We start from the raw sequence: 12,259 nt of genomic DNA, 5'->3' as shown, positions 1-12,259 counted from the left end.
GACACGGAGTGCGCGAGCCTGGGGGTCAGCTCAAATGTCTTCGTGCAGGCAGAGGATGTTGCCTTCCGGGTCCTCGAACCACGCCGCCTTTTCCGAGCCGAGCACGCAAACGTGCTCGACCGTCTTCAGCCCCGGCAGGTCGTAGTCGGCAAAGCGTACGCCGCGCTGCTCCAGCGCCTTCACCGCGTCGTCGATGCGCTCCACTCGAAAACTCAGCGCCGTGTGCTCGGCCTTGGTGCCTTCGGGCTTGGGGAAGAGCGCGAGTTCGGTGCCGCCGCAGTGGTAGATGAACTTGCCGTCCGGCTTGGCGCCGAGCGGCTCCAGCCCCAGCGACTCCTCGTAGAAGCGGCGCGCGCGGGCAAGATCCTTCACGGGCAGCATGCAGGTGACGCGGCTGGAGGCAAGCGTGTTCATGGCGGTGCTCCGGACAGTCCTGACGCTTCGGTTGTACGCCGTTCGCCGACGGCCCGCCAGCGTGGGAGTGCCTAGGCCATGCCCGTCAGCGCAGCAAATGGATCGCCAGCCCGGCCACGGCGCAGGCGCCGAGCAGCGGCATCACCCCGACCTTGAAGCGGAACAGCGCCACGGCTGCCGCCACCGCGATGACGGCCGAGATGGCGTCGAAGCGCCCCCCGAATCCTTGCGGCCAGAGCACGTGGTACGCGAAGAACAGCGCGAGGTTCAGGATCACGCCGACCACTGCCGCCGTGATGGCGGACAGCGGCGCCGTGAATCCGAGCCTGCCGTGCGTGGCCTCGACCAGCGGTCCGCCGGCGAGGATGAAGATGAACGAGGGCAGGAAGGTGAAGTAGGTGACCACCGTCGCCGCCAGTGCGCCGCCTAGAAACACCGCATCGGGCCCCAGCACCTGCCCGAGCCACCCGCCGACGAAGCCGACGAAGGCGACCACCATGATCAGCGGCCCGGGGGTGGTCTCGCCGAGCGCCAGTCCGTCGATCATCTGCGCGCCCGAGAGCCAGTGGTGATGCTCGACGGCGCCCTGGTACACGTAGGGCAGCACCGCGTAGGCACCGCCGAAGGTCATCAGCGCCGCCTTGGTGAAGAACCATCCCATCTGCGTCAAGGTGCCCTGCACGCCCTGGCTGGCGATCAGCACCGCCATCGGCACGGCCCACAGCGCCAGGCCGACGGCGAGCAGTTTCGCCAGATGCCCGCGCGAAAAGCGTGCGTGCGCGGGTGTCGGTGTGTCATCGTCGATGAGTGCCGGACCGTAGCTCTGCTGCACGGAACCATGGCCGCCGCCGAGCGCGAACACCGCAGGCGCCCGGCGCGCGCCGAAATGGCCAATCAGCGCCGCGCCCAGGACGATGGCCGGAAACGGCGTGTCGAACGCAAAGATCGCGATGAAGGCCGCCGCTGCGATGCCCCACATCCACGCGTTCTTCAGCGCACGGGTGCCGATGCGGTGCGCAGCATGCAGGACGAGCGCCGTCACCGCGGGCTTGATGCCATAGAAGATGCCCGCGACCACCGGCACGTCGCCGAAGCGCAGGTAGACCCACGACAGCGCGATCAGGATGAAGAGCGACGGCAGCACGAACAGCGCGCCCGCGACGATCCCGCCCCAGGTGCGATGCATCAGCCACCCTATATATGTGGCGAGCTGCTGCGCCTCCGGGCCGGGCAGCAGCATGCAGTAGTTGAGCGCATGGAGAAATCGCTTCTCGCTGATCCAGCGCCTGCGCTCGACCAGCTCGGTGTGCATGATCGCGATCTGCCCGGCCGGGCCGCCGAAGCTGATGAAGCCCAGCTTGAGCCAGAAGCGGAAGGCTTCGTGGAAGCTGACGCTCGAAGGCGCGGCGGGTTGGGCGGGCTGGGTCAAGGCTGGCGGCTCATCGTTGGATCGTCCGGAGAAGGCGGCCGAGGTTTTTAGCATGCGCTACGCATAATCGCCGCCCATGGACCGCCTGAAGCAACTCGAATCCTTCGTCGCGATCGCCACGCGCGGCAGCCTCACGGCGGCGGCCAAGGCGGAAGGCGTGGCGCCGGCGATCATCGGGCGGCGGCTGGACGCGCTCGAAGAGCGGCTGGGCGTCAAGCTCCTGCTGCGCACGACGCGCCGTCTCACGCTCACGCACGAGGGCAGCGCATTCCTGGAGGACTGCCAGCGCCTGCTGGTCGAGCTGGCGAACGCGGAGGCCAGCGTGAGCGCGGGCGGCGTGAAGGCCAGTGGTCACTTGCGCGTGACCGCGCCGGCCGGCTTCGGGCGCCGGCATGTGGCGCCGCTGGTGCCGCGTTTCCACGAATTGCATCCCGAGGTCACGATCTCGCTGAACCTCAGCGACCGCCTGGTCGACATGGCCGGCGAAAGCTTCGATTGCGCGGTGCGCGTCGGCGACCTGCCGGATTCGTCGCTGGTGAGCATGCGCCTCGCCGACAACCGGCGGCGCTGCGTCGCGACGCCTGAATTCATCCGCCGGAACGGTGCGCCGCGTCATCCGGGCGAGCTGTCGCGCTTTGCCTGCCTCAGCCTGTCGAGCGATGCGTCGCAGACCCGTGGCTGGGCCTTTCGCGTCCCGACCGACGATGGCGAGCACGAGGTCATCCACCTCAAGCCCACCGGCCCGCTCGACTGCTCCGACGGCCAGGTGCTGCACGACTGGTGCCTCGCCGGCCACGGCATCGCGTGGCGCAGCACCTGGGAGGTCGAGGCCGAGATCGACGCCGGCCTGCTCGTGCCGCTGCTCGATGAATTCGCCGCGCCGCCGAACGGCATCTACGCGGTGTTTCCCGAGCGCAAGCACCTGCCCTTGCGCGTGCGCCTGTGGCTGGATTTTCTGAAGGCGCAGTACGCGCGCCCCGAGTTCTGGGGCGGCACAATCGCTGCGCTCCCGACAACGAAGGAACCTCCACGATGACGCTCGAAGCGATCCTTGCCTACCTGCACCTGCTGGCCATCCTCACGATGGTCGTCTTTATCGCCAGCGAGGCCGCGCTGTGCCGCGTCGAGTGGCTCAACGCCGCGGTGATCGAGCGATTGGCCAAGGTCGACCTGGTCTACGGCATCGCGGCGATCGCGGTGCTCGCCACCGGCGTTGCGCGCACCTGGTGGGGCGTCAAGGGCACGGCCTGGTACTGGACCAATCCGCTGTTGCACGTGAAGCTCACGCTCTTCATCATCGTGGGCGTGATCTCGATCTTCCCGACGCTCACCTATTTCCGCTGGCGCAAGGCATTGCGGTCCAGCGGCTCGCTGCCGGCCGAGGCCGAGATCCGCAAGACGCGCAAGCTGGTGATGATCCAGGCACACCTCATCGCATTGATCCCGCTCGCCGCCGTGTTCCTCGCGCGCGGTTTTGGCGCCAGGGGCTAGCCTCCCATGCGGCCGGCCATCATCAAGGCGCTGTTTGCCGGCACGATCTTCACCAGCGCCTTCCTGCTCTTCCTGGTCCAGCCGCTGATCGCCAAGCAGATCCTGCCGTGGTTCGGCGGCTCGGCGGCGGTGTGGTCGATCTGCATGGTCTTCTTCCAGGTCGTGCTGCTGGCGGGCTATGCGTATTCCGACTGGGTCACGCGCAGGCTTGGCGCATGGGCGCAGGCGAAGCTGCATGTGGGGCTGCTGCTGGCGAGCCTGGCCTTCCTGCCGATCGTGACCAGCGCGCGCTGGAAGCCGACCGGCAGCGAGGACCCGACGCTCTGGATCCTTGGACTCTTGCTCGGCACCATCGGCCTGCCGTATTTCCTGCTGTCGACCACCGGGCCGCTGGTGCAATCGTGGGTGGCGCGCACGCCCTGGGGCGCGCAGGTGTATCGCTACTTCTCGCTGTCCAACTTCGCATCGCTGGCCTCGCTGCTGAGCTACCCGGTGCTGATCGAGCCGCGCAGCACGCTGGTGCAGCAGGCGTGGGGCTGGTCGCTGGCCTATGGCGTGTTCGTGCTGCTGTGTGCCGCCACCACCTTGTATGTGGCGCGGCACTGGGCGGCGCCTGCGCGTGGCGCGGGAGAGCTGCCGTCCGGCACAGTGACAAAGGCTGCGCGGCCCGGACTGGGCGATCACCTGATGTGGCTGGCCCTGCCGGCGCTCGGCTCGTGGCTGCTGCTCGCCATCACCAACCACATCACGCAGAACGTCGCGGCCATCCCTTTCCTGTGGGTGCTGCCGCTGTCGGTCTACCTGCTGAGCTTCGTGCTGACCTTCGAGAGCGACCGCTGGTATCGCCGCGCGGTCTTCGTGCCGCTTGCGGCGGTGATGCTGGCGCTGTGCGCGTTCGGCCTTCAGGACAGCCTGGGCTCCGACCTCCGGACGGCGCTGCCGATCTATGTCGTCGGCCTGTTCGCGCTGTGCATGTTCCTGCACGGCGAAATGTCGCGCCTGCGGCCGGGCAGTGCGTACCTCACGCGCTTCTATCTGATGCTGTCGCTGGGCGGTGCGCTCGGCGGCGTGAGCGTGGGGCTGATCGCGCCGCACGTGCTGCCGGCGTACTACGAACTCGGCGTGGGCCTGACGCTGTGCGCGCTGATCGGCGCCGTGCTGTGGCGGCAGCGTCGCGTCGGCATGGCGGCCTCGCTCGCGCTGGCGGGCGCCTCCGCGTGGTTTCTCTTCCTGCAAGTGAACGTCGACGCGACGGGCGTGCGCCGCATGCAGCGCAACTTCTACGGAACGCTGGTCACGCTCGATACGCAGCGCGGCAGCGCGCGGGACGATGTGCGCCAGATGTATCACGGCTCGGTCAAGCATGGCGAGCAGTACCTGGCGCCAGAGCGGCGGCGCGAACCCACCACCTACTACGGGCCGCGGTCCGGCGTCGGGCTGGCCATTTCGGCGGCGCCGGCCTCGTCGCGACAGGTCGGGCTCATCGGATTGGGCGCCGGCACGCTCGCCACCTACGGCCGGGCCGGCGATGTCTACCGCGTCTACGAAATCAACCCGGAAGTGTTCGACCTGGCCGACACCGAGTTCAGCTTCCTCGCCGACAGCCGGGCCCGCATCGAACGGGTGCTAGGCGATGCGCGCCTGGCACTGGAGCGCGAGCCGGCGCAGGCCTTCGACGTGCTGGCCGTCGATGCTTTCTCGGGCGATTCGGTGCCGATCCACCTCATCACCTCCGAGGCGATGGACGTGTACCTGAGGCACATGCGCCCGGAGGGCATCGTCGCCTTCCACGTCACCAACCGCTTTCTCGCGCTGGCGCCCGTGGTCGAGAAAATCGCCCAGGCCAAGGGCTTGCATGTGGCCCTCGTGCACGACGAACCGGCGGAGCCGGGCCTCCGCAACACCGACTGGGTGCTGGTCGCCCGCGATCAGGCCGTACTCACCCGCGACGCCATCCGCATCGCCAGCTCCACCATCGACCCCATCCCCGGCCTGGAGCCCTGGACCGACGACAACAACAATCTGTTCAGCGTTCTCAAATAGAGGCCAGGGGGCGGCCCAGCCGCCCCATTGGTGAAACACCGCGGAACCGGCTCCGCCGGGCCGCCGGTGTTGCCCCCGGCAGGGGGTAGGCGGCCACACGAAGTGGGCAAGCCTGGGGGCGAGTCAGCCTTTTGCTTCGGATTCGCACTTCTTCATGAAGCTGTTCTTGGCGGCACCGGCCAGCGGCTTGCCGTTCTTGTCGATCGCCTTGGCGGCGCATGCAGGCGTCGCGGCGGCCTTGGCGTCCTTCTCGCACTTCTTGACGAAGCTGTTCTTGGCGGCGCCGCTCAGCTTCTTGTCCGCAGCCTGGGAGTCACAGGCGGATTGGGCGTGCGCGGCACCGAACGACAGCGAGGCACCCAGAGCCAGCAGGGAAAGGAGCTTTTTCATGATGGAGTAATTCCTTGATGAAGGGTTGTGACAGGTTTCCCCCACCCTGGGGCTGACCATCCTAACGGTCGGCGTTCACTGTTGGATGACGATCGTTGATGATCGTTACCGGCGCTGGTTTTGCCCCCGGTAAAATTCGCAAATGCTATTGGTCAAACAGGAGCTGCTCGCGGCGCTCGCGAACACGCTCGAATCCCTCTCGCCCGGCGCCGGCAGCAAAGCCGCGTTCGAGTCACCCAAGGTGGCCGCCCACGGCGACTTCGCAAGCACGGCGGCCATGCAGCTCGCCAAGCCGCTCCAGCGCAAGCCGCGCGAGCTGGCCGAAGAACTCAGTGCCGCCCTGCAGGCCACGCCGGCTTTCACGCAATGGGTCGAAGCCGTCGAGATCGCCGGCCCCGGCTTCCTCAACATCCGTCTCAAGACCGCTGCCAAGCAGCAGGTCGTGCGCGAGGTGCTGCAGGCCGGCGCCGATTTCGGCAAGCAGCCGGCCGTCGAAGAGCGCGTGCTGGTCGAGTTCGTCTCCGCCAACCCGACCGGCCCGCTGCATGTGGGCCACGGCCGCCAGGCCGCGCTCGGCGATGCCATCTGCAACCTGCTCGCGACCCAGGGCGACCGCGTCTGGCGCGAGTTCTATTACAACGACGCGGGCGTGCAGATCCAGACGCTCGCCACCAGCACGCAGCTGCGCGCCAAGGGCTTCAAGCCCGGCGACGCCGAATGGCCCGAGCAGGCCTACAACGGCGAGTACATCGCCGACATCGCCGAGGACTTCAAGGCGAAGAAGACCGTGCGCTCCGACGACCGCGAATACACCGCCAGCGGCGACGTGGACGACATCGACTCGATCCGCCAGTTCGCCGTCGCCTACCTGCGCCACGAGCAGGACCTGGACCTGAAGGCGTTCCAGGTGAAGTTCGACAACTACTACCTCGAGTCCAGCCTCTACACCAGCGGCCGGGTCGAGGCGACGGTGCAGAAGCTCATCGACGCCGGCAAGACCTACGAGCTGGACGGCGCGTTGTGGCTCAAGTCGACCGACTACGGCGACGACAAGGACCGCGTCATGCGCAAGGGCGACGGCACGTACACCTACTTCGTGCCCGACGTGGCGTACCACATCGCCAAGTGGGAGCGCGGCTTCCACAAGGTGGTCAACATCCAGGGCACGGATCACCACGGCACGATCGCGCGCGTGCGCGCCGGGCTGCAGGCGGCCGGCGTCGGCATCCCGGCGGGCTACCCCGACTACGTGCTGCACACCATGGTGCGCGTGATGCGCGGCGGCGAAGAGGTCAAGATCAGCAAGCGCGCCGGCAGCTACGTCACGTTGCGCGACCTGATCGAGTGGACCAGCACCGACGCCGTGCGCTTCTTCCTGCTGAGCCGCAAGCCCGACACCGAATACACCTTCGACATCGACCTCGCGCTGGCGCAGAACAACGACAACCCGGTCTACTACGTGCAGTACGCCCATGCGCGCATCTGCTCGGTGCTGGCGGCCTGGGGCGGCGATGCGGCGACGCTCAAGGACGTGGACCTGTCGCCGCTGCAAAGCCCTGCCTCGCAGGCCCTGCTGCTGCAACTCGCGAAATACCCCGCCATGCTGACCGCCGCGGCCAAGGATTTCGCGCCGCACGACGTCACTTTCTACCTGCGCGAACTGGCCGCGAGCTACCACAGCTATTACGACGCCGAGCGCATCCTGGTCGACGACGAGCCGGTGAAACGGGCCCGCCTCGCGCTGGTCGCGGCGACGGCGCAGGTGCTGCACAATGGCCTCGCTGTTCTCGGCGTGAGCGCGCCGCGAAAGATGTGATTTCGACCTCCACCATGAAACAAAGACAAAGCGGCAACATCGTCATCGGCTTGATCATCGGGCTGGTGCTCGGGCTCGGCGTGGCGCTCGGCATCGCGGTCTACGTGACCAAAGTGCCGATCCCGTTCATGACCAAGACGCAGCGCGGCGGCCCCGAGCAGGACGAAGCCGAGGCGCGCAAGAACCGCGACTGGGACCCGAACGCACCGCTCGCGGGCAAGTCGGCGCCGCCGCCCCGCACCGCCGCTGCCACGCCCGCAGCGCCGACGCAGCCGGCCAGCGTCGGCCCGCTCAATCCGCCGTCCGCACCCGTGCCGGTGGTGGTCGCCCCCGGTTCCCGTGGCAGCGATCCGGCCACCCCGCCGCGCACGGCGCGCACTGCGCCCGTTCCGGCCGAGGCCAACGCCACGCCGTCGAGCGACCCGCTGGGCGATCTCGCCAAGGCGCGTGCCGGCACGAGCAGCAGCGCAAGTTCCAGTTCCGGCGCAGATCCCTTCATGTATTTCGTGCAGGCCGGCGCCTTCCGTACCCCCGAAGACGCGGAAGCGCAGCGCGCCAAGCTCTCGCTCATGGGCGTGGAAGCCCGCGTGACCGAGCGCGAGCAGGCCGGGCGGACTGTCTATCGTGTGCGCGCAGGCCCGTTCAACAAGAAGGACGACGCCGACCATCTCAAGGAACGGCTCGATGGCGGGGGGCTCGAATCGGCCCTGGTCCGCGTCCAGCGCTGAACCTTCACTTTTCTTTACTTCGCGTGTTCGGGGAACTCCACCCCGGACCGCGGGCTCTTTCAGGCGACAGGAGAACCTCTGAATGAAACGTCGTGACTTTTCGATGGCCGCTGCCTCGCTGGGCCTTCTTCCGCTCGTGGCCCCTTCGCACGCGCAGCAACGCCCGCCCAAGGCAGGCACCGACTACATCGCGCTCGGCAAGCCCGCGCCGGTCGACACGCCGGCCGGCAAGGTCGAGGTGGTCGAATTCTTTTCCTACAACTGCCCGCATTGCGCGGCCTTCGAGCCGCAACTCGAAGCCTGGATCAAGAAGCTGCCGCCGCACGTCAATTTCAAGCGCATCCCGGTGCCCTTCGTGGGCAATGACACCGAGGCCAAGCAGCGCCTGTACTACACGCTCGAAGCCATGGGCAAGGTGGACGAGTTCCAGCCGAAGATCTTCGACGCCATCCACAAGCAGCGCCAACCCCTGACCGGCGACGCGGGAATTCTGGCGTGGGTCGAAAAGCAGCCGGGCCTGGACGCCAAGAAGTTCGCCGAGCTGTACAAGTCCTTCTCGGTCTCCGGCAAGGCGAAGCGCGCCGCCCAGCTCACGAGCGACTACCAGGTCGCCGGCGTGCCGGCCATCGGCGTGGCCGGTCGCTGGTATGTGGACGGCGACACCGCGGGCAATCTGGACCGCGCGCTGCAGGTCACCGATTTCCTGATCGGAGAAGCCCGCAAGGGTTGAAGAAGCGGGTGGTCGCGCCACCCGTCCGTCCATGAAGCCCGCTTCTGCGGGCTTTTTCGTCAGTGCCTGCGAAACCGCGTCCGTCGGCCGCATACAATCTTCGAGCAAGTTTCGTGCCTCTATGATCTCGCCACTCTCCTCCTCCTTCCGCCATCTCAGCCGCGCACTGCTTTTCGCCCTGGCCCTGGCCGGCCTCGCGTCGGCCGCCCAGGCCGAGAAAGCCGACCGCACCAAGCCGATGAACATCGAGGCGGATTCGATGCGCTACGACGACCTCAAGCAGACCAGCGTGTTCACGGGCAACGTGGTGGTGAACAAGGGCACCATCGTCATCCGCGGCGAGCGGATCGACGTCCGGCAGGACCCCGAGGGCTACCAGTACGGCGTGGTCACGGCGGCGCCCGGCAAGCTGGCCTATTACAAGCAGAAGCGCGACTCCGGCTCCGACGAGTGGATCGAGGGCGAGGGCGAAGTCATCGAATACGACAGCCGCGCCGACAACGTGAAGTTCATCCGCCGCGCGGTGATGCGCCGCCTGATCGGCGCCACGCCGAACGACGAGAGCAGCGGCCCGCTGATCGTCTACGACCAGAGCAACGACACCTTCACCGTCAACGGCTCGTCGGTGCCGCCGAACGCCGGCGTGGCGAGCCAGGGCGGCCGGGTCAAGGCGATCCTCACGCCCAAGGCGGCGCCTGCTGCTCCCGCGGCGCCGGCCGCCGGCAGCAAGCCCGCCGCTCCGGCGCCGGGCGCCGGCCTGCGCTCCACCACCACCCTCGGGGGAGAACCCAAGAAGTGATCGAAACCGCTGGCATGAGCGAGGGAATTGGCGCACCGGGCAGTCGCCTCGAGGCGCGCGGGCTCCAGAAGAGCTACGGCAGCCGCAAGGTCGTCAAGGATGTGTCGCTGGGCGTGCAGAAGGGCGAAGTCGTCGGCCTGCTGGGCCCCAACGGCGCGGGCAAGACCACGTCCTTCTACATGATCGTGGGCCTGGTGCGGGCCGACGCCGGCGTCATCACCATCGACGGCGAGCCGATCGCGCACATGCCGATCCACCGCCGCGCGCGCATGGGCCTGAGCTACCTGCCGCAGGAGGCGTCGATCTTCCGCAAGCTCACGGTCGAGGAGAACGTGCGCGCCGTGCTCGAACTGCAGCGCGAGCCCGACGCCGAGGGCCGGCCGGTGACGCTGTCGAAGCAGCGCATCGAGGAACGGCTCGCCGAACTGCTGGCCGACCTGCGCGTGGACCACCTGCGCGATTCGCCGGCGCTGTCGCTGTCCGGCGGCGAGCGCCGCCGCGTCGAGATCGCCCGCGCCCTGGCCACGCAGCCGCGCTTCATCCTGCTGGACGAGCCCTTCGCCGGCATCGACCCGATCGCGGTGATCGAGATCCAGCGGATCATCAGTTTCCTGAAGGAACGCGGCATCGGCGTGCTGATCACCGACCACAACGTGCGTGAGACGCTGGGCATCTGCGACCACGCTTTCATCATCAGCGACGGGCATGTACTGGCACAAGGCACGCCCGCGGAGATCGTCGACAACGCCGAGGTACGACGCGTCTACCTCGGCGAGCATTTCAGAATGTAAGCATGCCAAAGGCGAGGGTTTTCGGTTCTCCATGAAACAGGGTCTCTCGCTGCGTGTATCGCAGCATCTCGCGCTGACACCCCAGCTACAGCAGTCGATCCGGCTGCTACAGCTTTCCACGCTCGAGCTGACCCAGGAGGTCGAGCAGATGCTCGACGACAACCCATTTCTCGAACGCACGGCCGAAGAGGCGACGCGCGAGGAGTTCGGGCTGGAGGCGGCCGATGCGCCGGTGCGCGATGACGATCGGTTCGCCGACGGCGAAGGCGACTTCACGGCCGTCGCGTCGTCGTCTGCCCCGGAAGTCGCCGTCGCCGCCACCAGCGACACCGAAGTCGCCACCGCCGATACCGCCGATGGCGAGCCCGACTGGGAAGGCGACGGCTCGGTCGACCTCGCGCCCGACGACAGTGAATGGGGCGGCGACGCCCCCGCGCGCGCCAACAACCTGGGCGACGACGAGCGCACCGACGCGACCGAACTCGCGCGCAGCCAGGAGTCGCTCCAGTCCTTCCTGCACCGGCAGGCGCTCGGATTGCGCCTGAGCGAGACCGACCGCGCCGCGCTCCGCTTCCTGATCGAATCGATCAACGACGACGGCTACCTCGAAGACTCGCTGCCCGCGCTGGCCTCGGGCCTGGCGGGTGACGACAACGACCAGTTCGACGACCTCGTCCATCATTTCCAGGTTGCGCTCGGCCTGCTGCAGAGCCTGGAGCCTGCCGGCGTGGGCGCGCGCAGCCTCGGCGAGTGCCTGACCATCCAGTTGCGCGCCCTGGCGCACGAGGATGAGGCCGACGACGAAGCGCAGGTGCGCAAGACCGCCATCGCGATCTGCAAGCAGCCAATGGAACTGCTCGCCCGGCGCGACTTCAAGCGCCTGGCCACGCTCACCCGCAGCAACGAGGAAGAAGTGCGCGCCGCGCTCCAGCTCATCGCGAGGCTCGAACCCAAGCCGGGGCGCCGCTTCGTCGATGTCGAGCGCAACGTAGTCGTACCCGATGTGATCGTCACGCGTGTCGGCAACGGCACCCACACCAAGTTCCGCGTGATGCTCAACCCCGAAGTCATGCCGCGCCTGCGCGTGCACGACATCTACGCCGGCGCGCTCAAGCAGCACAAGGGCGAGGGCAGCCAGGCGCTCTCGCAGCGGCTGCAGGAGGCGCGGTGGTTTATCAAGAACATCCAGCAGCGCTTCGACACCATCCTGCGCGTGTCCAACGCCATCGTCGAGCGGCAGAAGAGCTTCTTCGTACACGGCGAACTGGCCATGCGCCCGCTGGTGCTGCGCGAGATCGCCGACGAACTCGGGCTGCACGAATCGACCATCAGCCGCGTGACCACCGCCAAGTACATGGCGACGCCTTACGGCACGGTCGAGCTCAAGTACTTCTTCGGCTCGGCGCTGGGCACCGAAACCGGCGGCAATGCGTCGAGCACGGCGGTGCGCGCGCTGATCAAGCAGTTCGTGAGTTCGGAAGATCTCAAGAAGCCGCTCTCCGACAGCCAGATCTCCGAGATGCTCAAGGAGCAGGGCATCGAGTGCGCGCGACGCACCGTTGCGAAATACCGCGAGGCCCTGCGCATCGCACCCGCCAATCTGCGCAAGGCCCTCTGAAGGGCGCCTG

12 protein-coding genes are annotated in these 12,259 nt (G+C 67.7%); 9 read left to right on the top strand and 3 right to left on the bottom strand.

Annotated elements, in window-relative coordinates; genetic code table 11:
• Positions 1-30: 30 nt before the first annotated feature.
• On the bottom strand, positions 31-414 hold the full coding sequence (locus QTH90_RS11025; RefSeq protein ID WP_286664595.1) for a VOC family protein: 384 nt from the start codon (positions 412-414) through the stop codon (positions 31-33).
• 85 nt (positions 415-499) lie between these two features.
• Positions 500-1,897 (bottom strand): chromate efflux transporter, encoded by a 1,398-nt coding sequence (chrA, locus tag QTH90_RS11020; RefSeq protein WP_286664594.1) that lies wholly within the window; start codon positions 1,895-1,897, stop codon positions 500-502.
• Positions 1,898-1,919: 22 nt separating this feature from the next.
• On the opposite strand from chrA, the gene QTH90_RS11015 reads away from it, so the two are divergent.
• Genes QTH90_RS11015 through QTH90_RS11005 form a run of 3 tightly spaced genes read left to right on the top strand, consistent with a single transcriptional unit; the run spans position 1,920 to position 5,377 of the window.
• Positions 1,920-2,879, top strand: coding sequence for a LysR family transcriptional regulator (locus QTH90_RS11015; RefSeq protein WP_286664593.1), 960 nt, complete (start codon positions 1,920-1,922; stop codon positions 2,877-2,879).
• Positions 2,876-3,334, top strand: a complete 459-nt coding sequence (locus QTH90_RS11010) for a DUF2214 family protein (RefSeq protein ID WP_286664592.1) — start codon at positions 2,876-2,878, stop codon at positions 3,332-3,334. Before QTH90_RS11015 ends, QTH90_RS11010 begins: the two co-directional genes overlap by 4 nt.
• A 6-nt stretch (positions 3,335-3,340) precedes the next feature.
• On the top strand, positions 3,341-5,377 hold the full coding sequence (locus QTH90_RS11005) for a fused MFS/spermidine synthase (RefSeq protein WP_286664591.1): 2,037 nt from the start codon (positions 3,341-3,343) through the stop codon (positions 5,375-5,377).
• A 123-nt stretch (positions 5,378-5,500) separates the two neighbouring features.
• Here the strand turns inward: QTH90_RS11005 and QTH90_RS11000 are convergent, their stop codons facing one another.
• Positions 5,501-5,767: a hypothetical protein gene (locus tag QTH90_RS11000; protein ID WP_286569033.1), complete on the bottom strand. Its 267-nt coding sequence runs from the start codon at positions 5,765-5,767 to the stop codon at positions 5,501-5,503.
• A 142-nt stretch (positions 5,768-5,909) separates the two neighbouring features.
• Between QTH90_RS11000 and argS the strand changes: the two genes are divergently transcribed.
• The 6 genes from argS (at position 5,910) to QTH90_RS10970 (ending at position 12,249) form a co-directional block, all read left to right on the top strand.
• Positions 5,910-7,583 (top strand): arginine--tRNA ligase, encoded by a 1,674-nt coding sequence (gene argS, locus QTH90_RS10995; protein WP_286664590.1) that lies wholly within the window; start codon positions 5,910-5,912, stop codon positions 7,581-7,583.
• 14 nt (positions 7,584-7,597) lie between these two features.
• A complete protein-coding gene (locus tag QTH90_RS10990; RefSeq protein ID WP_286664589.1) occupies positions 7,598-8,311 on the top strand; it encodes an SPOR domain-containing protein in 714 nt (237 codons plus the stop codon).
• An 82-nt stretch (positions 8,312-8,393) separates the two neighbouring features.
• Positions 8,394-9,041: a thiol:disulfide interchange protein DsbA/DsbL gene (locus tag QTH90_RS10985; protein WP_286664588.1), complete on the top strand. Its 648-nt coding sequence runs from the start codon at positions 8,394-8,396 to the stop codon at positions 9,039-9,041.
• Positions 9,042-9,162: 121 nt separating this feature from the next.
• Entirely contained in the window at positions 9,163-9,840 is a 678-nt protein-coding gene (lptA, locus tag QTH90_RS10980; protein WP_286664587.1) for a lipopolysaccharide transport periplasmic protein LptA, read from the top strand.
• Between the two features lie 14 nt (positions 9,841-9,854).
• Positions 9,855-10,631, top strand: a complete 777-nt coding sequence (lptB, locus tag QTH90_RS10975) for an LPS export ABC transporter ATP-binding protein (RefSeq protein WP_286664586.1) — start codon at positions 9,855-9,857, stop codon at positions 10,629-10,631.
• 31 nt (positions 10,632-10,662) lie between these two features.
• Positions 10,663-12,249 (top strand): RNA polymerase factor sigma-54, encoded by a 1,587-nt coding sequence (locus QTH90_RS10970; RefSeq protein WP_286664585.1) that lies wholly within the window; start codon positions 10,663-10,665, stop codon positions 12,247-12,249.
• Positions 12,250-12,259: the final 10 nt, after the last annotated feature.

The sequence above is a fragment of the Variovorax flavidus genome (genome assembly GCF_030317145.1).
Taxonomy (GTDB): domain Bacteria; phylum Pseudomonadota; class Gammaproteobacteria; order Burkholderiales; family Burkholderiaceae_C; genus Variovorax; species Variovorax flavidus.
Note: the sequence above shows the minus strand (reverse complement) of the source record. Positions and strands in the feature narration are given on the sequence as shown.